A 22,274-nucleotide genomic window follows, 5' to 3' on the forward strand; every position below is an offset into this window, starting at 1 on the left:
TGCGAGCCGCTCTCGGCGAGAACCCCTGATGCTCGACCTTACCTTGCGCGACCACGCGCCGCCCTACAGTCGTTCATCGACAACAGCAATCTCCGGGAATTGAGTCCTTTCATATTCATCGTGTCGACAACACTCCCAATACCATTGATTTGTCATTGTTGGTGTGTGGCCTTTCGGCTAGGGCCTGTTAACACTAGTTGCGCGCATCGCGTGTTCGAGCGACATTGGTGGCATGGAGATCACACGAGCGCAGTTTGAGCAGATCGAGGACTGCTTGCCGACTCAGCGAGGCAATGTCAGCTTGTCGAACTTGCAGGTACTCAATGCCATCTTGTACGTCGCCGAGCATGGGTGCAAGTGGCGAGGCCTGCCCAAGCGGTTCGGCAACTGGCACACCATCTACACGCGCATGAATCGCTGGGCCAAGTCTGGCGTCCTGGACACAGCCTTCGCGCAGCTACAGCTCGCGCAAGTGGTGCAGATCAAGATCGAAGCCGTGTCGTTGGACAGCACCAGCGTCAAGGTGCATCCCGATGCCACAGGCGCTGGAAAAAAAACGGTCCGCAAGCTATCGGCAAGTCCCGCGGCGGATGGAACACCAAGATCCACCTTCTCGCCGCGGACGCGCGCACGGCCGCAACGTTCTCGTTGTCGCCGGGCCAGGCGCACGATGCACCCGAAGGTCGCGAGTTGCTCAGGCGCTTGGGCGCGCCGAATCGGCCGCTGCATCTGCTCATGGATCGCGCCTATGAAGGCAACGAGACTCGACAGCTTGCGCTTGACCTCGGCTTTATACCTGTCGTCCCGCCACTGCGCACCCGCGTCGAGCCGTGGGAATACGACCGCGCCATGTACAAGCGCCGCAATGAAGTCGAACGCTTGTTCCGTCGGCTCAAGGGCTATCGGCGCATCTTCTCCCGGTTCGAGAAGCTCGACGTCATGTTCACCGCCTTCATCAGCTTCGCCCTCATCGCTGATGGCTTGCGGTTGTGTTAACAGGCCCTAGATCTCCTCATCCAGAAGCTTCAGTCGAGTTTTCAGGCGAACTGCTTTTTCTTTCGTTGACGCCGAGTTGACAAGAAATTGTGCGAGCAGTTAGAACGCCATCCAATTACACGCTGACGCATGAAAAAGGACGGCACGTGATACGTCAATCGCCTAGTCACTCATGGGTAGCCTTGGAAGCCGCCCTCCCCTGCAAACAAAAGAAATCAATTCATTCAAATCAAGGACTATTATGACCTTTGGAAAGCAGTTTCGTCGAGATGCACGCGCAGCTGAACGACAACAAAGGAAGTGGGCGGATCGCCTGCATAGAGACTTTCTCAGAAGACAGCGCGCATTTGTTGTTCCCCGGGCTCATGAAGAACACCTGAATCAACAAGGTCTGTTAGAGGCCGTCGCCCGACCAGACCCGCTGCTACAGGCCCCGCCTCAACGGCAAGCGCAAGTACTGCCACAGCCTGTCCCCCCGCCTAGGCTTGATCAAGCGCAAGCTCCCGTTGCAGTGCTAATGCCGACGGCGATGCCCGTGCCGATACCGCAACCGGTGCAGATGCCCGTTCCAGTGCCCATATTGGCGCAGGCAGAGCCGTCACAGGGGCAGACTTCAGCACCGCGACAATTCAAAATGAATCCAAATGCGGCTGCGTACACTCCTCCGCCGAAAACCAACAATGTCCTGCTTTCACCTCAAAAACAAGAAGACGAAAAACTTTTCAAGGACGAATTTGATTTCACCACCAATTTCGGAGCAAACCTACAAGCCCTGATGAGTCGGTGTGCCGATCTGAACTCTAGGGCAATCGCGTTAACGCCAAATTCCGACGTAGACGGTCAGGACTACAAACATTTTGGCAATTGGCTTCTATGGTTTGAAGGCTACTGTAGAAATGGATTAATTCATGTTGGATCATGCCTGAAGACCCTTGAAGATCTCAGCGGATGGCGCGGCGAGTTATCTGTGCAAATTGTCGAGTCAATGCTTTCTTACCTCCCAGAATTTGATCTCACCGAGAGAGATTTTCACATTTTCTCTGATTTGATAGTTGTAGGAGAGGAGACGGCGAAATTAAAACTACTCTACCCGCGCTTGGGTCTAAATGCTTTTGTTGTTTCATGCGAGACTGGGCCAATCAACATTCTGAGCACGAGCCAACTGCAGACATTGAATAAAAAATTGGATGGCACAGTTGTTTTGAAATGGGCATTTGAGTCGGTGCCGTACACACGAAGAAATACCGCATTCAACAACCCCGTTGCGGGGAAAATACTTATGCCCAAAGAACTGAAAGATTTTCAATATCAGTTGGGCGGTGAAGTGTTTTGCGACTGGATTTCTCATTCACAAGATCACGCACCCAGCATTCTTGAAGTAAAAAGAGTTTTCGAATGGGCAAGAAGACCTGAAAACAGCAAAGGTCCGAATGGATTTGTGGAAACATCAAACAACAAGGGGAACATTAGCTTAGATCATCCAAATAGCTCATACAAATTCGTCGTCAATTCCGGGCGCACATTGCTCATCACTGCCTACAAGTAATGCACTACCCTCTTGACGCTGCTGTCAGTGCCTACGCCAAGCATGCCGAAGGGCGGTGTGCAGCATTGACGGCAATCGAGTCGACGATTGCCCGCCCCTTGCTGCAACGTTGGAGTTGGAAAGATTTGTAAGGAGGCATAGGTTGTTCACGAATCCAAGAGGCCGTCGGCTCGCACACCTCCGTTCCCGATTGAACCTGCAACCGGGCATGCGAGAACGCTGCCACAACGGACTCAGAATGGGGCATTCGCGCCCATGCCTGAGCGCCCTGGCGCGGTGCGTGAATTCTGTGGTTGGCGCATCGCAGTCACATCGACCGCTCTTACCTGAGCAGCATCGAAAGAGGGATGCAAAACCCTGGCGTGATGACCGTTGTTCAGATCGCCGCAGGCATTGGCGTTTCTGTGACCGAATTAGCGGCCAAGGCGCGGCTCTAGACACGAGGGCTGTTGGATTCCCTGGACTTCTGACCCGGTAGGTCAAGACTCAACCGGCGCTCACAGTCGGACAGCAACCAGTCACGCGAGAAGAACCCGAATTCGACATGCCGAGGCTGAAGCAGTCGTTGACTACAGCGCAGCACGTTCGTCATACATCAATCACCCTTCTTCTTCGCGAACCCAAGCACCTTCATCGGCCCAGTGAGCGTCTGCTTGGCCTTCCAGTAGCCCTCCCAGGGGTCCTCGGTCTGGAATGACAGATGTTCGCGCGCAGTGGCGATGGTCGTAATAGTCCGACGAAGACCGTCCTTGCCTGATGCTCAGGCGGCAGCAAGCATCTGACCTCAATCGCAGACCCGCTTGGAGGTGTGCGCTAAAGGAGATGGTGTGCACCATGAAGAGTGAGCAAGCCTCGAAGGCCGGCCGACGACATCACGACCGTGCGTTCAAGCAGGAGCTGGTACGGCAGAGTTTGGAGCCGGGCGCGTCCGTGTCGGCGATAGCGCTGCGCAGCGGCATCAACGCCAACATGCTGTTCAAGTGGCGCAGGGAGCATGTTCGAGCCGCAGGCGACGCGCCGCCGGCGGTGCTGTTGCCGATAGAGGTAGCACCGGCGACCGAGGTCATGTCCATTCCGACTTCCGCTGCGCCTGCCCCATCGTCATCGAGACCGACACCGCGCAACGGCGTCATCGAACTGGAGTTCGCCGGCGCGCAATTGCGACTGCGTGGGACTGTCGACGAAGACAGCCTGTGCAGTGTCTTGCGCGCACTGCGCCAGAGTGCATGATCGGCCCGCGGGCGGGCACCCGCGTCTGGCTGGCCGCTGGCGTGACGGACATGCGTTGCGGCATGGACACGCTGGCGGCGAAGGTGCAGACCGCTCTCACCGAGGATCCGTACTCCGGCCACGTCTTCGTCTTCCGCGGGCGGCGCGGCGACCTGGTCAAGCTGTTGTGGAGTGACGGCGACGGCATGTGCCTGCTGGCCAAGCGGCTGGAGCGAGGGCGATTCGTCTGGCCACAGGCCGAGTCGGGATCGATCTCGTTGAGCGGTGCGCAGCTGTCGATGCTGCTCGAAGGCATCGACTGGCGCCGACCCGAGCGCACCTGGCAGCCACGCGCAGCGGCGTAGTGGAGCATCGGCCAAGTTGACAGGACAACTCCCGTTGTAGGGCCAGGTACCGACCGGCACATTCGTGCCCATGACCTCACAGGAACTGCTTGCCGCCAACGCCGCGCTCAGCGGCGAAGTGCAGCGCTCGCAAGAGGCATTGAAGATCGCGCTGCTCACTGTCGAGAAGCTCAAGGTCGAAGTGGCGTACTTGCGACGCATGAAGTACGGCCGCTCCAGCGAGCAACTCGAGCACGCCCAGCTTGAGCTGGTGGGCGGCCAGCTCGCGCAGCCGACATTGACGCCGACAACACAGGCCGAGGGCGCCGACGCCGAAGACGGCGAGCACCCTTCCAACGTCACGTCCATCGAGCAGGGCCGCAAGAAGCGCCAGGCGCGACAGCGCACCGGCGTGCGCGACTTGCCAGATCATCTGCCGCGGCGCACCGTGATGCATACGCCGCACAGCGGTTGCAACTGCCAGGCCTGCGGCCGCGGTCTTCGCGAGATCGGCCAGGACGTCGCGGAGGTACTCGACTATGAGCCGGGCAGCTTCCATGTTGTGCGCCACGTTCGCCCCAAGCTCGCTTGCGCGAACTGCAGCACGATCACGCAGGTGCCCGCGCCGAGTCGCCCCATCGATCGCTGCATGGCCGGCGCCGGGCTGCTCTCGCACGTGTTGGTGAGCAAGTATTGCGATCACACACCCTTGTATCGGCTGTGCCAGATCTACGGCCGTGAAGGCGTCGAGCTGCAGCGCTCGACCCTGGCCGACTGGGTGGCGCAGGCGGCACGCTTGCTGAGCCCGCTGGCCGAAGCCATCGGCCGCTACGTGTTGGCCGCCAACAAGATCCATGGCGACGACACGCCGATCCGCGTGCTCGGCGGCGCAGGCGCGAAGGCTCGAACAGGCCGTCTGTGGGTGTATGTGAGGGATGACCGGCCCAGCGGCGACACAGCGCCGCCAGCAGTGTGGTTCCAGTACTCAGCAAACCGCAAGGGCGAGCATCCAGTGCGCCACCTGCGGCACTTCAAGGGAATCCTGCAAGCTGATGCCTTCGCTGGCTACCACCCCTTGTATGAAGACGGCCGGGTGGTCGAAGCGGCTTGCTGGAGCCATGCACGGCGCAAGCTGTGGGACATCCACGAGCGCCAGCACAAGCTCGGCGGAACGCTGGCGCACCAGGCGCTGCAGCGCATCGGCAAGGTCTTCGGGGTGGAAGCCGAGATCCGAGGCAAGCCGCCACACGAGCGAATGCGAGTTCGCCGGGAACGAACCGCTGCAATGCTGGGCGACCTGAAGGCATGGTTCAACACCGCGCTGTCGCAGGTCTCGGCGAAGTCGCCGATGGCGTTGGCGATCGGGTATCCGAGCAACCGTATCGACGAGTTGCTGCCGTGGGCGGTTGCCAGTGAGCTTGCCAAGGCGGCGCCGACGAGCTCACAGCCGACTGACAAGCTCGCGGCCTGAGCGCATCGCCGCTGGCAAAATCGCCAGCATGCGTGTCAAGCAGATCGAAGATCTCCCCATGGCCACCAGCGCTGAGCTGTACCAGCTCAGCTGGGTCATCGAGCAACTCATGGCCGACCCCAGGCGCATCGTGCAGGCGCGCTCGCAGTTGCACATGGGCCAACTGGTGAGGTACTGGGACTGGGGGACCGGCAAGCTGCGCGAGGCTCGCATCGCGGCGATGAAAGACCGGCAGGTCACACTGATCGATGAGCAAAGCAAACAGCGCTTCAGCGTGCTGTACGCGGCCGTCGTGCCTGTCGATGATCAGCAGGCAGGCGCGTCACCCTCACCGGCGACTGCAGCACCGCTGAGGCCGCCGCCGGAGATCTATCACAAACAGGACTTCCGCGTCGGCCAGCGCGTGAGCTTTACCGACCAAAGCCTCAAGCGCCACGTCGGAGAAATCGTTCGGATCAACCAGCGCACAGCCACCGTTCACTGCGACGGTCGCGCATGGCGCGTGGCGTTCGCTCTGCTTCAACACGTCACCGACATCACGCCTTAAACCACCCGGCCGTCAACAACGGCCTCGAGCGGACTATTACCGTTCTTCGACGTGCGGCCGATCTGAGCCGCGCGCGCTCAGCTCTTGCTGATGTCGAGTTTCAGGAGGAGTGAGCCCCGCCTCTCTTTGGAGTCAATCACTTACGCCCCAAACAGGCACTGCGCTTGGAACCGTTGTTTCACTTAGGGTGGAAATCTTCGGGGTTTGTCGCTCTAAGTTTGGAATTTAGCGGCTAAGTTGCGACCTCGATGCCTCCGCAAATGCTGCTTCGACAGTGCGTCTCCGAAAGCCAAGGAATACATTGCAACGAGGAAGCGGTGTGCGCTGCGACTGGGCGATGCCGCGAAGGCGGCTAAAGCGGCGCTGGCGGAGGACACGTTGCTAGGCACCGAGGGTACGGGCAGCTCCCAGCGGGTCGAGAGGGCGCTTGGCATCAAGGTGGAGGCGATGGCCACGGCCTATGCAGGCCGCATGCGGGCGGGGCCTAGGGATGGCTCAGATTGCCAGAATGTGCTCGAACGCGAACTTGCAGGCTCGCCGCATATCATCCGGGTCGAGGTCGCGGCCCTGAGCAATGATGGCGGCGTTCCGCAGGTCGTCGTCGACGGCGTTGAAGGTTTGTTGGCTGAGCTCGATCACCTTTTTGGCGTCGGCTTGCCCCAGTGCTGGGGCGACCACCGTTCTCCAGCGTTCCTGGAAGGCGTCCAACTGGCCGCCGAACAGTTGGATGGTGTCATAGAGGTACAGCAGATCCTTGGGCGCCTTACCCTGCTTGCGCCTTCTCTCCTGGATGAGGAACTTTTGAACCATGAAGCACAGGGGATTTGCGACGCGAACTTCCATCGGTGCCGGGAGCGAGTCGAAGTTGTCGGTATCCAGGGTCACTCGCCAGGGATCGACCAGCAAAATGTCCAGGTGGCGAATTCTCTGGGCCAGGATACCGGCCATCTTCTCGTTCGCGATCTGCGTTCCACCTCGTCTGTATCCGCTGCCCACCAGGGGCGTGAGGAATTCGGCGTAGAAGCCGGCATTCTCATCGCCGAGTGTGTATTGGGCATCGGGTGGGCGGAGATCGCCGCGCAGTTCTTCTCTGAAGCCGTGGGCGAGCAGTGCCGCCTTGATGTCGCTTTCTTTCGGCACCCACTTGTCGATGGCTACGTCACTGTCGCGGGTCAGCAGAGCATCATGATCGGGGACATGTGCGTGGGGATGGAGGCGGTGGAGGCGGTGCGCCCATCCCCCCACGTAGACCAGATGGTCGCCCCAGGGGACCAGCGCCTGCGCCAGGCGGGCGAAATCGTTGAGGTCGTCCATTCAGTGGACGCCTTTCATGATGGGTGCCAGTATCTTCTCGTAGATGAGTTCTGCCTGCTCAGTGCCGCGGCTGGGGTGGTGCGCGACGTCCAGCCACACCTGGATCACGTCGGTGACCAGCATGCCGTTGCGCTGCACTGCACCGCGGAATATGGACTGGGGGTTCAGCGCTTGCCGCAGCACCACGGTCGGTTTGCCCTTGTTTGCCGGCGTGAGCATTCCCCATCGGCGTTCGTTCGGCAGAGGCAGCTTGCGAACGTAGATGTAGGGCGGAACGCCGCTGACGTGGCCTAAGTTCAATTCGGTCGCGGCGGCGAAGACCGCGAGGCAAGCATCGGCGTGGAGGCTGTTCACCAGTGGTTGGACCAGGTTACCTACCAGCGGTATGAGAGCGCTCATCGGCTGCTCCGGCGCCGGCCGCATATTGGCTGCACTCCAACGGCGGAACAGCTCTTCTCTTCGGACGAGCGTCAGGTACCCGGAATCGGCGAGGTACCCTTCGCTTTTCAGCTGCTGTAGAAAGCGCGAGACGCTCATTCTGGACACATCCGCTGCGTCGGCCAGTGCCGCCCCGCTGACGTACCGCTCTCGCGGGGCGGACAGCAGCCCTTCTGGCAAGTCCGACGCGAGCAAGACTTTGAGTAGCCATTGGTTAAGGTCTGAAAAGAGATTGACCGCTTGTGGCGTGCTCGTACCTCGGGAGCGGGCGACGGGCTCTGCTTCCTCGTTCATGCCCTCCAAGCCTGGGCCGCTGAACCGCCGAACCCCGTCGCGCGAAACAATGCCCACGGCCACTTCGGGAGCATACTTTTCGGCGAAACGAACGACTTGCTCCACCAGAGCGTAACTCGCATGGTCAAGGCATATCACGGCCAGAGGTCGCACACCATCGGGGTGATTGCCGCTTAACTGTGCCTGCAACTGGGCCTGCAACACGGCCTGGGACAAGAGGGGAATCACCCTGTCAGCGCGGCTTTCGGTCGGAGCCTTCACCTCGATCGCATAGGCGTGTTGGCCTTGCTCTACCCAGATGTCTGGATCCCCCCCCGAACTGTCGGGAGGGAAATCAACTTGCCAACCGTGGGCGCGGAACAGTTCACCGACGAACCTTTCCGCTTGTTCGCCGCGGAGGCTGGGGGGGTGTTTTGAAGGCATGTAGGCCAGTCTTCGAGTAACCCGGTCATTTTACATATCTCGGCCATGTTACATACCATGGCCGAGATCCATACCGTGGCCGAGGTACGAGAGTTTTGCTAAATCTCTTGATTCGACGATCAGGGGGTCGACCGGAGAGGGTTGGGCGGCGCCCCCGTGTCGGCCACCTGGCGCTAATTCCAAGTTCGGTGAAAAAATTCCATTCCCAGTGGAACACGACAACTGGCTACCCGTCTACCCAGCAGCTTGGCGTTTGCCGGGTAGATCCTGCGGGCCGGCCTCGACTCGCGCCCAGCACCGGCTGGGATCCCTTGCAGGACTTCGTTCAGATCCTGACATGGCCTCGAGCCAAGCTCCACTTCTCCCAGAACATCGTTGGCTTCATTACCTCATCATCGACCCAAGTGATCAGTCCCTATATAGGCGCCGGACTTCATTTATTTCAATTTGGTGATTCAATCGAGGATGCACCCAAAGGCATAGCCTTTCTATCTGCTCGGGCGATACCTCTATTTTCTTCCCATTTTCCCGCGCGGATCCTAAGAAAAGAAAAGGAAGCAAAACAGGGTTTTTGCTGGAGGCGGCAAGCGAAAATAGAGGGCGCGCGAACAGCCTTACTTCCGGCTTAAGCGCCAGAGCATCAAACGGTGCGTCCAAATGCGTAAAAACCCGCTGATTTCCCGACGTCCTTCCGATCATTTCCGCAAGCGCAGTGACGAAAGCCGCCCGATCATAAGGAGGATTTGAATGATTGGAGAACTTAAACCTATCACGAAGTAAATTCCGCGTAACTTGTGATCGAGAACTGCGACCTCGCAAAGTCTCGGGACCGATAAAGACGTTTGACCGCTCAAACACGGCTTCATTTCCGATAACTTGAAGAGATTTTCCGGAATCTTTTAGCCATTCTGTGGCGGCAATTTTTATTTTGAAATCACGAGACTCCGATATCGCGACATCGTGATGACCAACGGGTTTTTCATCTCCCGTTTCCATCAGGCCAACCACCCATTCTGCGCGTTCAAAGAACCTTCTTAGGGGTTCACCACGCGCACTCCACTCTACATCCAGCCAGGCATCGCCCAAGCGATCTGCATATTCTTTCCACTCTCCACCAAATTGCAGAGCCATTGATTTAAGGAAAAAAGAATACTCGGCAGACTGCGCCTCGAGTGGGTGATTGATCGTCCAAGAAATGCAGATCGTCGCAACAACGCGACGAGGCCGTCGCGATTGATTGGATAACTATGCGAGCAGATAGGGAGGGATGGGGAATGAGTCATTTGAAGTTGGCGCGGCCAGACCGAGATAGTCATGATCTTTAGCTTTGTGCCCAGCAATGCATCGCCCAACTGGCAAATAGGGTACATGCATTTCTTAGAACGACTCGACGCGCCAGCGCTGCCGTTGTAGATAGTTCTCCCTTGACTTGCCGTGGTTCAAGTTCCAAAGGCCGGTTAGACCTGCACGCAATCGCCCTTCTGCTACTTATCAGCGGAGGAAGCTCCCCCGCACTGGCCGCAGTGAGTCCGTTGCCATTCCAATGGCGCGGACATCTGTCGATCATGCATTTGCTCTACACAGATTATTTTTCGGCCAAAGCTGATGCATGTAGTGCGGCGTCTCCAATGATTCCGGCTGAGGTTCGGTACTTAGGATGGGCAACTGGTTGGACGGTATGGGACGGCAACACTTGCAATATCTTCACCCAAGCTCCCAACGGCTCCGTACAGCCAAACGGTGCTGTGCTGATTGAATCCAGTCCTACTTTTTGCCCTGCAAACAGCTACTCCTGGGGCGGGCTTTGTTTGTGCCACGGCGGATACGTCGAGGACTCCACTCAATCTTCCTGCGTGAAAACGGGTTCGACACCGTCCCCAGTGCTTTCAGAGCCGCCAAATATGTGCATGGCCGGTGCATCGGCCGGCAATCCCATTCTTCCTGGCAGCACCGAAAAATACGAAGCACAAACCGATTGGTTCGCCGCTGGACCAGACCCCCTTGTCTTTAGTCGCACTTATCGAAGCAGTTGGGCCAATGGTACGACCGGCCCAGCTTCCGGCTTGGGGCAGGCTTGGTCTCACAACTACAACATCGGACTGAGTGCAATACCTGTTGGGGCACCGCTGACTGCCACCGTTACCCTTCCCGAAGGCTATGTGCGCACCTTCACGCGCACTTCCACCAGCGCTGGCTGGACCCCTACTGATAGCGCGGATGGGCTCGTGTTAGCAAGTGCTGGGACATGGGCGTGGCATCGTACCGACAATGGCGATACGTACAACTTCACTGCTGATGGTAAGTTGCAGAGTGCGGTGGCTCGCAACGGTTGGGGCACGGCGTATGCTTACAACGGAGCTGGCCAGCTAGCCACGGTTACCAATGCCTTTGGTCGCGTCTTATCGTTTACGTACAACGGCGCAAATCAACTAACGATGCTGGTCACACCCGATGGCCGGATTGTTAGCTACGGCTACGACAGTGCTGGTCGCCTAGCATCAGTGCTCTATCCTGACGGCAAGAACCAAACCTTCCTGTACGAGAACGCCACATATGCTCAGGCCCTCACGGGAATCGTGGATGAGACTGGCGCCCGATGGGCCACCTTTGCCTATGATGAGCAGGGTCGTGCCATCGGCACCACTCTGCCAGATGGGGCTGGTAGCTATCAAGTCAGCTACCCTGCAGCAGGTTCAGCTGTCATTGTTGACCCATTGGGTGCAAGCCGCAGCTACAACTATGGCATCGTAGCAGGCAAGCTCACGGTTGCTGCTAGCTCTCGCCCATCGGAGCGAAGCCAAGCGGATGCCGCCTCTCGTGTTCAAGACGTCAACGGCCTGATTACCTCTGAGACTGACTTCAAGGGCGCGATCACGACAACAGCTTGGGATACCGCTCGGCGCTTGCCCCTCACCGTGGTGCAAGCATCCGGCACGCCTGAAGCCAAGACCGTCGCAACGCAATGGCATCCACTGTTCTCGTTGCCGACACTGGTGACTGAGGCCGGCCGCACCGCCGCCTACACCTACGACACCTTGGGCAACACGCTGTCGAAGACCGTCACCGACACGGCCACCAACAAAGCCCAGCTCTGGCAGTGGACCTACAACACGTCGCAGTTGGTTGACACCGCCACTGAGCCCAACGGTGCGGTTACGAACTACACCTACGACACCCGAGGCAACGTCCTCACATCGACCAATGCGCTGGGCCACGTCACCACTTACGCCTACGACACTGCCAACCGCGTCGTCAGCTCGACTGTCCCCAACGGCCTTGTCACCACCTACACCTACGACGCCCGCGACCGCCTGCTGACCCAGACGGTCGGCGGCCAGACCACCACGCTCACCTACAAGCCCTACGGCACCGTGGAGACTGTGTCGCTACCCACAGGCCTCGTCCTGACCTACACCTACGACGCGGCCCACCGCCTCACAGGCTGGAGCAACAACCGAGGCGAGAGCGGCACCTACACCCTGGACGGCATGGGCAACCGCACCGCCGAGCAGATCAAGGACAGCGCCGGCAGCGTAGCCTGGAGCGTGGCCCGCACGGTCAACAACATCAACCGTCTCTCCGGCAAGACTGAAGGCCCCAACCAGTCCAACACCTTCGGCTACGACGCCAACGGCGAACTGATTGCCCAGACCAACGGCCTGAACCAGAGCACCCAGTACGGCCTGGACAACCTGCGCCGCGTCAAGACCGTGACCGACGCAGCCAGCGCCAGCGCCACCCTCAAATACAACGCCCTCGACGCCGTCACCGAAGCCAAGGACTTCAAGGGCGTGACCACCGCCTACACCCGCAATGCCCAAGGGAACGCGACGGCAGAGAGCAGCGCTGATGTCGGCACCGCCAGCACCCAGTACGACAACCTGGGCCTGCCCACCCAGATCACCGACGCCCTCGGCCAGGCGACCACGATCACCCGCGATGCCCTGGGCCGCCCCATAGGCCTGGTCTTCGCCGACGGCAAGACCACCACCCTGCGCTACGACCTCACGGTCAACAGCAAGGGCTATCTGTCCGAGATCGTCGACCGCAGCGGCACCACCGAGTACACCCGCGACACCTTCGGCCGCGTCACCCTCAAGAAGCAGACCCTTGCCAACGGCAGCGTCCAGCAGGTCAGCTACGCCTACAACCCCAACGGCACGCTGGCGAGCATTGGCTACCCCAATGGCGGAACGCTCACGCATCTCTACGACACCACCGGCCGTCTCGCCAGCCTGAACTGGAACGGCACCCCGCTGGTCACCAGCATCGCCTGGAACCCGCTGGGCCAGCCCACCGCCTGGACCTGGGCGTTTGCCTCCCCAGCAGTGGCAGCCAGCCGCACCTACGACACCGCGGGCCGCCTGACCACCACCGAGTTCAGCAGCTACACCTACGACGCAGCCGGGCGCATCACCAGCCTGACGCAGAACCTCTGGCAGCCCGGCGACACCGACCCGACCCACAGCACCATCGCCAATGCCAACGTCACCTGGAGCGTGGGCTACAGCGCGGTGGGACGCATCGTGAGCTTCAACGCCACGGGCAACACCGCAGGCTTCGGCTACGACGCCAACGGCAACCGCTCCAGCAGCACCCGCGCCGTCGCCGGCGTGAGCACCAACCGCACCTACACGGTGGGATCGACAAGCAACCAGCTCACGGGTTTCAGCCAGACCATCAACGGCGCGAGCAGCACCAGCGTCACCTACGGCTACAACGCCAACGGCGACATGGTGAGCGACGGCCTGCGCAGCTATACCTACGACATCGAAGGCCGGCTTGCTGCAGCGACGACGGGTGCGACCGATGTCAGCCCGACTACGCGCTACGCGCACAACGCGCTGGGCCAGCGCGTCTTCAAGACCGAGCCGCTGTATCCGCCCAGCCAGGGCGACGAGGCCGACCCGGGCTTCATGCAGAGCCTGATCGCGTTCTTCACCAAGCTGTGGAGCCCGGCGACCACGCAGGCCGAGCAGCTGGGTTATGCGTATGTCTACGACGAGCAGGGCACCCTGCTCGCGGAGGCGGGCAGCGGCGGCACGAACAGCGGCGGGCAGGCGCAGTACATCTATCTGCCCTCGGCCAACGGGCCGATGCCGATTGCGGCCATCGTCAACGGCAACACCTATGCGGTGCACAGCGATCACCTGAACACAACGCGCAAGCTCACGAACGCGGATGGGCAAGCGGTCTGGCAGTGGGGCTACAGCGCGTTCGGGGAAGACAAGCCGACGCTGGCGAAGAACCGCTTTGCCAATCTGGAGACGACGCCGAACCCGGGCACGACCAGCATCTCGGAGGTGAAGTTCAACCTGCGGTATCCGGGGCAGTATGCGGATGAGGAATCGGGGCTCAACTACAACTATTTCCGCAGCTATGACAGCAGGACAGGCCGATACAGCCAGTCCGATCCCATTGGGCTTGATGGGGGATTCAACAGATACGGGTATGTGGATGGCGATCCGCTAAATGCGACCGATCCGCTGGGATTGCAGACGGTGTGGCCTACACCCTTTGGTCCGATGCCTGGGCCGCCGGTTGTTCCTGGCGGCGGATCCACTCAAAATCAAAGTCCCGTGCCATCGAGCTGGACAAAGCCAAGCCCGCTGTTGCCTACGTGGAATTGGAATGGAATAACTTGGCCAGATCCGTCTGTATCTGAACCGGCGCAGATGACCGCCCCTGGCAATCAAGCGGACACTGAAATCGCCAAAGACTACGAAGCATATGCAGCGAATGAACGGCTCTGTGGGAGAGTACCGATGGACCGATGCGCGTGGCTCGCGCAAAACGCTAGCAGGTACCGGCCAGACCAAGTAAAAGCCACTCAAAAGGCATGGGGATGCCGAGGCTCTCGGTATGGAAAAGGGGGTAGGAGTCGCTAAGATTCACACCCATCTTGATATGACAAACACTGCAATTGACACCTTGATCTGGCAGGCTTTGGAACTGTATTCAGTAGATTTGCTGCCCCAGTTCCTCACCGATGGAAGCACCCGAGTGCGAATGGCTGCGGCGAGAGCGATTCAATTGAAAGGCGGAGACTCCGAGTTTGAGCTTGCCCGTGGTTTGCTGAGAGCAGCAAAGCGTCATGACCGAGAATTGGGTGCCTTCATTCTTGGTCAACTTGGCACACCTAGCTTGCCATATCGAGAACAAAGCATCCCGTTGCTGAATGAGGTACTGAAGATAGATTCCGCGGCCTGCGTGCGGGCGTCGGCGGCTGCGGCTCTTGGGCATTTAAGAGCGATAGAGGTCGTTGAATCCCTGATCGCTGCAGCGACTGATCGCAGCCCTGAAGTTCGCGCGGGCGTCGCCTCAGCTCTTGCCAGATTTCCTCGCAGCAAAAAAACCATAGCTTGCCTTGACAAGCTCAGCCGCGATTCTGATGAGAAGGTGCGCTATTGGGCTGAGGATTGATGGCGGTCTCAAGTAGTAATCGGAGTCAGACTCCCGCTAATTCTATGACTTGGGAATATCGAGTAATGAGCCGAGATGGCGCGGTCGCTATCTACGAGGTCTACTACTATGAAGACGGTAGGGTGCGGGGTCACAGCGCGGAACCGGCAGTGAAGCGCCCCGGCTTTCGTGGAGGCCGGTTGGTTTAAGTCATGCCGCCATCGTGGCGGTCTGACTGGCGAGTTGCCGGTAATAGTTTGCCTCAGCTTCTGCAGGCGGGATGTAGCCGATGGGTTCGAGCAGGCGATGGTGGTTGAACCAGGACACCCATTCGAGAGTTGCAAACTCCACCGCCTCCTTGGTCTTCCACGGTGCCCGGCGATGGATCAGTTCAGCCTTGTAGAGGCCGTTGATCGTCTCGGCCAGGGCGTTGTCGTACGAATCGCCTTTGCTGCCCACTGATGGCTCAATGGTAAGCGCTCTATTGACCACGCCCCTGTGCCCAGATGACCGTTTGGGGTAAGGGAGTCACGGATGGTTAGCTGTCGGCTGGCGGCGCGCCGCGGGCGAGAATCTCGATTGTTCCCGCATCCCGCATTCAATCCATGAGCACCCCATTTGCCCCACTTTCCGAGGACGAATACGACGAGCTTGACCAGTTCCTGCTCTATGACGTCGACACAGAAGATGTCATGACCCTGGACATGGTGGATGGGTTCTTGCACGCCCTTGCGGTCGGTCCCACAACCATCCATCCGAAGCGGTGGCTCCCCAAGATCTGGGGCACCAAGGAGATGATGCCGCCGATGGATTCAATCGAGCAGGTGAACCACATTTTGGGGCTCGTCATGCGCCACTTCAACAGCATCATTGCCGGGCTGGAGGATGACCCACGAGGGGTCAGTCCTGGCTGGTCAACGATGACCTACGAAGGCGACGAGCGGGAGTATGACGACGCTGAAGTGTGGGCCTGCGGCTTCGTTGAGGGAATGAAGCTTTGCTGGAGTGACTGGCAGCCGTTGCTGTCGACACCGCAAGGGCAAGCCTGGTTCAGGCCGATCGGCCTGCTCGGCGAAGATGACTACTGCGTGGATCAGGACGAACTCACCAAGACGCCTGCCATGAGGGCGGAACTGGCACTTCAGATCCCGCAAGCAGTGCTGGACATGCATGCCCATTGGCTGCCGCTCAGACGCGCTGTCTATGAGCGCGAGGTGGCGAAGTCGATGCAACCCAAGGTGGGGCGCAATGAGCCTTGCCCCTGCGGCAGCGGCAAGAAGTTCAAGAAGTGCTGCGGAGCAGCGAATGACCTGCACTGAGGCAGATCGCAGACTTAGCCCGCTTGGTCACTGCACGAGTCGCCATGGCAGCAGGGCTTCGTAGTCGTCGGCCGTTTGCGCCAGCGGCAGATTCTTGAACAGGGCGACGAGATAGCGATACGGCTCGACACCATTGGCCTTTGCCGTCTCGATGAGTGAATAAAGATTGGCGCTGGCGTTCGCACCGCCGACGGTGTCGGCGAAGAGCCATGAGCGTCGTCCAACGACGAACGGGCGGATCGCATTTTCTACCGGGTTGGAGTCTAGCGGCCAGGTCCCGTTGTCCAGGAAGCGGATGAGTTTGGGCCACTGGCCGTGAAGGTAGTGCAGCGCCTCGCCCAGCAGGCTCGAGGGCGCGACGGCGTGCAGGTGCGCGAGCAGCAACTGTTCGATCTGCTTGACCACTGCGGCGCTGTAGCGCTGGCGCAGCCGATGACGGCGCTCTGACGTCCAGTCCTTGGCCAGCGCCTCCGCTCGGTAGAGCTTGCCGATGAGCTTAATGAACCGTGTTGCCAGCTGGTCCGGTGACCGGGCTGCCTTCGGGATCGCCTCCTCGGCCTTGATCAGCGGTCGGCGCGCGTGCACCCAGCATCCAAGGTGCGTCAGGCCATGGTCCGCGGCGATGCCGTCGTAGACCTGATACCCGTCGGTCACGAGCGTGGCGCCGCGCCGGATGCCGGCATAGAGCTTCTGCGCGTGCACGGTACCGCGACCCGGCGCATAGGCGAACAGTCGAACTGGCGGTCCGCTGCCGTTCATCTGAGCCCACATGAAGCTTTTGCTCTGCGCCTGCCGACCGGGCTCCTTGAGCACCTGCACGGTCGTCTCGTCTCCGTAGATCAGGTCCGAGTCCAGCAGGTGGTCACGCAGCAGGTTGATGATGGGCTGCACGGCCTGGCCGATGCGCACCACACCCGCGGCCAGCGTGTTGCTCACGATAGCCTCTGAACACGGCCGCTTGATCCAGCAGCCGCGTAACGTATTGCCCCGAGATTCCCCAGTCCACCGAGATGCTCACGCACTCGTGGCTGAAGTCATCGGCCACGGTCAAGCACTTGATGCGCCGTCCCGTGCTCAGGCTGTCGCTGACGAAGTCCATGCTCCACACCTCATTGACCGTCGTGGCCAGTTGCAGCGGCACGCGTTCGCTGGCGGGGCGTTTGACCTTTTTGCGCTTGCGCACCGCCAGGTTGGCGGCGCTGTACAGGCGGTAGACGCGCTTGTGGTTCACGCCCGGGAAGTCCGGGCGCAGCATGTCGTGGATGCGCCGATAGCCGAAGCGCCGGCGTGCATGTGCGATCTCGACGATCTTGTTGCTGAGCTCTTGCGTCATGGCATCGGCCTCGGGTGGATGGCGGTAGCTGTCGCGGGAGAGCCCCACAAGCCTGCAGGCGCGCCGCTCGCTCAGATCGCATTCCCCGATCATGATGGCGACGGCCGCGCGTTTGGCTTGCGGGGTGCGCATTTCAGCGATCGTGGACGCCTGTTTCAGGCTGATCGCGGACGCTGTTTCAGCGCCATCGTGGACGCGCAGGGGATGCGCGCAAGCGAGGGGTTCAATGTATCTCAATCGTCCACGATCAGTTTGAAGCGCACTGACGCGAAGCGAGGTTCCAGATGTTTGGTGAGGGTTGCGGCGCAGACTTATCCACGGCGGCGGACGGCGCTTGCGACGTACCGGCCGACGCGGTGGATAAGTCGTCTTGCAGCCCACAGTCGTGGGCGGTGAGCGCGGTAGTCATTTCATGGGCTCCTCATCGCGCAGCGATTTGCCTTTGAGCTCGATCTTGTGACTGCTGTGCACGACACGCTCCAGGATCGCGTCGGCGAGGGTTGGGTCGTCCAGGTAGGTGTGCCATGCTCGTACAGGCAACTGGCTGGTGATCAGCGTCGAGCGCGTGCCCACGCGATCGTCCAGCACCTCCAGCAGATCGTTTCGCTCGGGCGCGCCGACCGGGGAGATCGCGAAGTCGTCGATCACGATCAGATCGAGCTTGGCCAACTGCGCCAGACGCCGGGTGAAGCTGCCGTCGCCGTGGGCGACCTGCAGCTCATCGAACAGGCGCGCAGCGCGGGTGTACAGGACCGAGAAGCCCGACCTTGCCGCCTGGTGCGCCAGCGCGCATGCCAACCAGGTCTTGCCGCATCCCGTCGCGCCGGTGATCAGCAAGTTCTGCGCGTTTCGCAGCCAGTCGCCGCCGGCCAGCGCGGCCACCTGGGCGCGGTCCAGCGAACGACTCGCGCGCCAATTGATGTCCTCCACGCAGGCCGTGCTGACCTTCAACCGGGCGGCCTTCATCAGACGCGCCACCCGCTTGTTGTCGCGCCATGCGATCTCGCGCTGCACGAGCATGGTCAGGCGCTCGTCGAAGCCCAGTGCGGCCGCCGCGGTGCTCGTAGTTTGCTCCTCGATTGCGCGCACCATGCCGTCCAGGCGCAGGCTGCGCAGTTGGTCCAGGGTGTGTTCATTCAGCATCGTCATCTCCTTGAGTGGTTCAGTGGTAGTAGTCCGGGCCACGCACGTTCTCGTGAGCGGGCAGCGGCGTGGGTGTCGTCGCGAACAGGGCGGGCTGGCGGTCCAGGCCGTTCTTCAATATCGAGGCGACGCTGCGGTAGGTCGGCGCGCGAATCGCGAGCGCTCGAGCACAGGCGGCTTCCAGCCGTGCCGGCGTGTACTCGCGCGCCAGGCGCTGCAACCCCAGGCAGGCGCGGTAGCCCTGCTCCGGATGCGGGCGGTGTTCGAGTTGCCAAGTCACCACCGCCGCCGCACTGACGCCGATGCGCCGGCCCCAGTCGATCAGCTTCTGGGGCGTCCACTCCAGGTGGGCGCGGTGCGACGCCGGCATGTGCTCGGGCGCGGTCGTGTGCGCGCCTTTGCGGTGGCTCAGCGCATGGCAGGCCACACGCTGGTTGGCAGCGAAGCACTCCACCAGGCTGGCGCTGACGCGCAGATCGACGGTGGTGCGCACGAGAGCGTGCGGCACGCTGTAGTAGTGACCGTCGAACTCGACGTGGTAGTCGATGTTCACCTTGGCGCTCTTCCACAGGCACGCCTCGAAGCGCTGGGGCGGCAGCGGCCGCAGCGCGGGCGCGTCCAGCGTCTCGAAGGCGCTGCGCCGACAGCCGGGCAGCTTCTTGAAGGGGCGCTGGTTCAGATCGACCAGCAGCGCGGCGATCGCCCGGTTGAGTTCGTCCAGGCTGAAGAAGCGCCGGTTGCGCAGGCGCGCCAGAATCCATCTCTCGACCACGAGCACCGCGTTCTCGACCTTCGGCTTGTCGCGAGGATGGGCCGGGCGTGCTGCGAGCAACGCACAGCCGTAATGGGTGGCGAACTCGTCGTATAGGCGATTGGGTTCGGGGTCGTAGCGATCTGGACTCTTGATCAACGCGCGGGCCTGATCGGGCACGATCAAGCGCGGCACGCCGCCGAAGAATTCCAGCGCACGCACCTGGGCGCCGATCCAGTCTGCGGTGGTCTGACGCGCGGTGGCGCAGGCGTAGGTGTAGTTGGACGCGCCGAGCGTGGCCACGAAGATCTGCGCGGCGGCGAGCTCGCCGGTGGCCGCGTCGATGAGCGCAACGGTCTGGCCGGCGTAGTCGACGAACAGCTTCTCGCCGGCGATGTGGGTCTGGCGCATGGACCGCTTCAGCCCGAGCGCCCACGCCCGGTACTTCACGCAGAAGCTCGTGTACTTGTAGGCCTGCTGGCCTGCCCCGACGAGGCTGCGGGCGTACTCCTCCCACAGCAGCTGCAGGGTGACACCGGCGCGCTTGAGTTCCTGATGGACCAGCGCGAAGTCGGGGCTGAGTTGGTGGCTGGAGCGGGGCAACGCCGGTCGATACAGCCGGGATTCAAGCTCCTCGTCGGTGAGCGTCTGGGCCACCACCCAGTCGATGCCTGCGGCGCGGGCGAGCGAGACGTACTTGCCCGCGACGCTCTTGGAGATCTTGAGCGCTCGGCTGATCTCGTTGTAGCTCAGGTCTGCCTGCAGGTGCAGGCGCAATGTCTCTCGGATTCGGCGCATCGTGATTCTGTTCGTGGGCATCAGGCTTCACCGCAAAAGGCGATGAGCTTGACGCCCGGTCAAAAGATCACTTGCGCGCTCCCCAAATCGTCCACGATCGCGCTGAAACAGCGTCCACGATCAGTTTGAAATGCCGTCCACGATCACGTTGAAACGGCGTCTTCGATCAGCCTGAAACGCCGTCCACGATGGGCTGAAATACGCACCGAAGGCTGCTACACGGCTGAGGTCGGCGCGTCTTGCTAAGCAACCGGCGGCGGTGTTCAGATGGGAGTGGAATCGGCTAGCGAATTCGCAGGGGAACCATCGAATGGGCATTCGCGTCGCCGCGCGCAGCGCGGCAGGGCCGCCAAGAACAGCCTACTCTCGCAGCGTGAACACCACTGACAGGTAAGAGACCGGCTGGGTCCGAATGGCCTCGATCCCATGCAGTGCGGTCGCATCGAACAGCAGCGAGTCCCCTGCCCTCACTTCCGCGGTCCTGCCGCCATAGCGGTAGCTGACCTCCCCGGACAGGAAGTACAGGAACTTGAGACCCGGGTGCTGGAAGGTCACGTAGGGATCGGCGCCGGGCAGCAGCGTGACCAGGTACGGCTCGACGAACAGGTTGCCCGACAGGAGGTGATCTATCGCTCCGAGCATCGGCATTGATGAAATACGCAGGTGAAAGGTTCGCTCCTCCCGCGCGTCGGTCATGGATTGCTCGGCCTCGAGCGGGAAGCCTGGAATGATGACCGACACCGACACAGTTCACCCTGCGGCCATAGGCCCCCTGAATGGAGCGAGCATGCCCGTTCCGGCGCGTGCGCCTCGAAGCTGGAGCGAGCATGCGCTGCGTCACCGTTTGGAACTGTTTGTTCGCTTGCCGCTTCATGGTTCTGATCGTGCAGCGCTCCGATCGGACGTTCGAGACTTGGCGCACATGCGGTAGCTCCTGGGCTGGAGGCGAGGCGCGGATGCATGCAGGTCGCCGTCTTCGCAATGCTGCCCACGAATCGGGTGCGCCCGATCTGACCTGGACTTGGGCTGCGAACCAACCGAAGGTAGCGCTTCCGGAGTCGTCAGACCCGTTTCAGAAGTGGGCGTCCTGTCCGTATCGCGACTCTCCGTCATGGGCTCCTCTTGGGCGCGGAAGTCGGCTTCATGGAAATCGACGTCTCGGAGAAACCGCGGCGGACCAGGTCCCTTGCGAACGCAAGGTACCGCCCGACCAAGATCCCGAGCGTGCTGTCCCCGGTTGGGGCAGGATCACCCGATCAGCGCGCAGCGGAGGCCCTGGCTACCGAAGGCGCAGGCTCGGTGCCGGGGCCATCTGGACCGCTTCAGCAGCAGCCCCCTTCATGAAGAGTTCGAGGCACAGTGGAGAAACCGGCCGTTGCGAGTGCGCCGGCTCGCTCGCATGTTCCGCCAGCATGGCCTTGCCGACGGCATGCAGGCCTTGCGCGACGGACGGCGGCGCGAGCCCGTCGCGCAGCTGGCCGCGGCCGTGAGCGATCGCCATGACCTGGCCCAGGCGCTGCACGGTCCGGGCCATCAGCTCTTCCAGCTGCGCCACCGGTGCAGGGCTCAGTTCCGATCGGATGCCATGGCGCAGGACCAGCTTCACCCTTTGCCATTGCCATGGGGTCTGCACGCAGCGCTCCATCTGGCGCCACAGTTGCCGCCGCAGCAGCAGTAGCGGCTGGGGATGCGCTCCATAGGCCTCGATGTCGGCGCCTATGTCGAGCGGCCATTCAAGTCCAGCGATCACTTCGCAGACGAGCGCCGGCTTGTCCGCGAAATGCCAGTACACCGCGCCGCGCGTCACATCGGCGCGCGTGGCCACGTCTCCCAGTGAGGTCGCCCGCACGCCGTGCTCGGCAAAGGCGGCGAGCGCGGCTTCGACGATCCGCGTGCGCGTGAGCTGTGCTTCAATCTTCGTATGCCGGGCCATGAGGCGTCTTCAT

16 protein-coding genes and 5 pseudogenes are annotated in these 22,274 nt (G+C 61.1%); 11 read left to right on the forward strand and 10 right to left on the reverse strand.

Going from position 1 to position 22,274, the window contains the following annotated elements; translation table 11 throughout:
- Positions 1-232: 232 nt before the first annotated feature.
- The 7 genes from ACTG4X_RS30045 to ACTG4X_RS30075 all read left to right on the forward strand — a co-directional run bounded on the left by ACTG4X_RS30045 (position 233) and on the right by ACTG4X_RS30075 (position 6,113).
- Positions 233-996, forward strand: a protein-coding gene (locus tag ACTG4X_RS30045) for an IS5 family transposase (RefSeq protein ID WP_440532654.1) whose coding sequence is annotated in 2 segments (ribosomal slippage) — positions 233-548 and positions 548-996 — 765 coding nt in all. Because the reading frame shifts where the segments join, the coding sequence is not laid out codon by codon here.
- 172 nt (positions 997-1,168) lie between these two features.
- On the forward strand, positions 1,169-2,542 hold the full coding sequence (locus ACTG4X_RS30050; protein WP_440532655.1) for a hypothetical protein: 1,374 nt from the start codon (positions 1,169-1,171) through the stop codon (positions 2,540-2,542).
- A gap of 347 nt (positions 2,543-2,889) precedes the next feature.
- The gene (locus ACTG4X_RS30055; protein WP_440532656.1) at positions 2,890-2,979 is read left to right on the forward strand and encodes a hypothetical protein; all 90 of its coding nucleotides are present in this window, start codon (positions 2,890-2,892) and stop codon (positions 2,977-2,979) included.
- Between the two features lie 397 nt (positions 2,980-3,376).
- On the forward strand, positions 3,377-3,772 hold the full coding sequence (gene tnpA / locus ACTG4X_RS30060; RefSeq protein ID WP_440532657.1) for an IS66-like element accessory protein TnpA: 396 nt from the start codon (positions 3,377-3,379) through the stop codon (positions 3,770-3,772).
- The gene (gene tnpB / locus ACTG4X_RS30065) at positions 3,769-4,116 is read left to right on the forward strand and encodes an IS66 family insertion sequence element accessory protein TnpB (RefSeq protein WP_097197973.1); all 348 of its coding nucleotides are present in this window, start codon (positions 3,769-3,771) and stop codon (positions 4,114-4,116) included. Before tnpA ends, tnpB begins: the two co-directional genes overlap by 4 nt.
- Positions 4,117-4,186: 70 nt before the next feature.
- The gene (gene tnpC, locus ACTG4X_RS30070; protein WP_440532658.1) at positions 4,187-5,566 is read left to right on the forward strand and encodes an IS66 family transposase; all 1,380 of its coding nucleotides are present in this window, start codon (positions 4,187-4,189) and stop codon (positions 5,564-5,566) included.
- A gap of 58 nt (positions 5,567-5,624) precedes the next feature.
- Positions 5,625-6,113, forward strand: a complete 489-nt coding sequence (locus tag ACTG4X_RS30075) for a hypothetical protein (protein ID WP_440532659.1) — start codon at positions 5,625-5,627, stop codon at positions 6,111-6,113.
- Positions 6,114-6,608: 495 nt separating this feature from the next.
- Here the strand turns inward: ACTG4X_RS30075 and ACTG4X_RS30080 are convergent, their stop codons facing one another.
- From ACTG4X_RS30080 to ACTG4X_RS30090, 3 genes are all read right to left on the reverse strand, one after another.
- Positions 6,609-7,427: a GSU2403 family nucleotidyltransferase fold protein gene (locus tag ACTG4X_RS30080; protein WP_440532660.1), complete on the reverse strand. Its 819-nt coding sequence runs from the start codon at positions 7,425-7,427 to the stop codon at positions 6,609-6,611.
- Positions 7,428-8,582 (reverse strand): hypothetical protein, encoded by a 1,155-nt coding sequence (locus ACTG4X_RS30085; protein WP_440532661.1) that lies wholly within the window; start codon positions 8,580-8,582, stop codon positions 7,428-7,430. It lies immediately after the preceding gene.
- Between the two features lie 408 nt (positions 8,583-8,990).
- Positions 8,991-9,713, reverse strand: a complete 723-nt coding sequence (locus ACTG4X_RS30090; RefSeq protein WP_440532662.1) for a hypothetical protein — start codon at positions 9,711-9,713, stop codon at positions 8,991-8,993.
- A 776-nt stretch (positions 9,714-10,489) separates the two neighbouring features.
- Between ACTG4X_RS30090 and ACTG4X_RS30095 the strand changes: the two are divergent.
- From ACTG4X_RS30095 to ACTG4X_RS30105, 3 genes and pseudogenes are all read left to right on the forward strand, one after another.
- Positions 10,490-10,690, forward strand: a pseudogene (locus ACTG4X_RS30095) (DUF6531 domain-containing protein); the annotation flags it as partial.
- An 807-nt stretch (positions 10,691-11,497) separates the two neighbouring features.
- Complete coding sequence (locus ACTG4X_RS30100; protein WP_440534442.1) at positions 11,498-14,470, forward strand: RHS repeat-associated core domain-containing protein; 2,973 nt, start codon at positions 11,498-11,500, stop codon at positions 14,468-14,470.
- 19 nt (positions 14,471-14,489) lie between these two features.
- Entirely contained in the window at positions 14,490-15,005 is a 516-nt protein-coding gene (locus tag ACTG4X_RS30105) for a HEAT repeat domain-containing protein (protein ID WP_218132249.1), read from the forward strand.
- Positions 15,006-15,194: 189 nt separating this feature from the next.
- On the opposite strand, the pseudogene ACTG4X_RS30110 reads toward ACTG4X_RS30105, so the two are convergent.
- Positions 15,195-15,455: pseudogene (locus ACTG4X_RS30110) on the reverse strand (integrase core domain-containing protein); the annotation flags it as partial.
- Between the two features lie 134 nt (positions 15,456-15,589).
- Here ACTG4X_RS30110 and ACTG4X_RS30115 point away from each other — a divergent pair.
- Complete coding sequence (locus tag ACTG4X_RS30115; protein ID WP_440532663.1) at positions 15,590-16,303, forward strand: UPF0149 family protein; 714 nt, start codon at positions 15,590-15,592, stop codon at positions 16,301-16,303.
- 27 nt (positions 16,304-16,330) lie between these two features.
- Here the strand turns inward: ACTG4X_RS30115 and tnpC (ACTG4X_RS30120) are convergent.
- From tnpC (ACTG4X_RS30120) to ACTG4X_RS30145, 6 genes and pseudogenes are all read right to left on the reverse strand, one after another.
- Positions 16,331-17,242, reverse strand: a pseudogene (gene tnpC / locus ACTG4X_RS30120) (IS66 family transposase); the annotation flags it as partial.
- Positions 17,241-17,759, reverse strand: a pseudogene (locus ACTG4X_RS30125) (IS3 family transposase); the annotation flags it as partial. The pseudogenes tnpC (ACTG4X_RS30120) and ACTG4X_RS30125, both read right to left, overlap by 2 nt.
- A 282-nt stretch (positions 17,760-18,041) precedes the next feature.
- Positions 18,042-18,779 (reverse strand): IS21-like element helper ATPase IstB, encoded by a 738-nt coding sequence (istB, locus tag ACTG4X_RS30130; protein WP_440532664.1) that lies wholly within the window; start codon positions 18,777-18,779, stop codon positions 18,042-18,044.
- Between the two features lie 19 nt (positions 18,780-18,798).
- On the reverse strand, positions 18,799-20,349 hold the full coding sequence (istA, locus tag ACTG4X_RS30135; RefSeq protein ID WP_440532665.1) for an IS21 family transposase: 1,551 nt from the start codon (positions 20,347-20,349) through the stop codon (positions 18,799-18,801).
- 339 nt (positions 20,350-20,688) lie between these two features.
- Positions 20,689-20,958 (reverse strand): annotated as a pseudogene (locus tag ACTG4X_RS30140) (cupin domain-containing protein); the annotation flags it as partial.
- Positions 20,959-21,607: 649 nt separating this feature from the next.
- Positions 21,608-22,261, reverse strand: a complete 654-nt coding sequence (locus tag ACTG4X_RS30145; RefSeq protein WP_440532666.1) for a TetR family transcriptional regulator — start codon at positions 22,259-22,261, stop codon at positions 21,608-21,610.
- Positions 22,262-22,274: the final 13 nt, after the last annotated feature.

The sequence above is a fragment of the Variovorax sp. YR566 genome (assembly GCF_051992195.1).
Lineage (GTDB): Bacteria > Pseudomonadota > Gammaproteobacteria > Burkholderiales > Burkholderiaceae_C > Variovorax.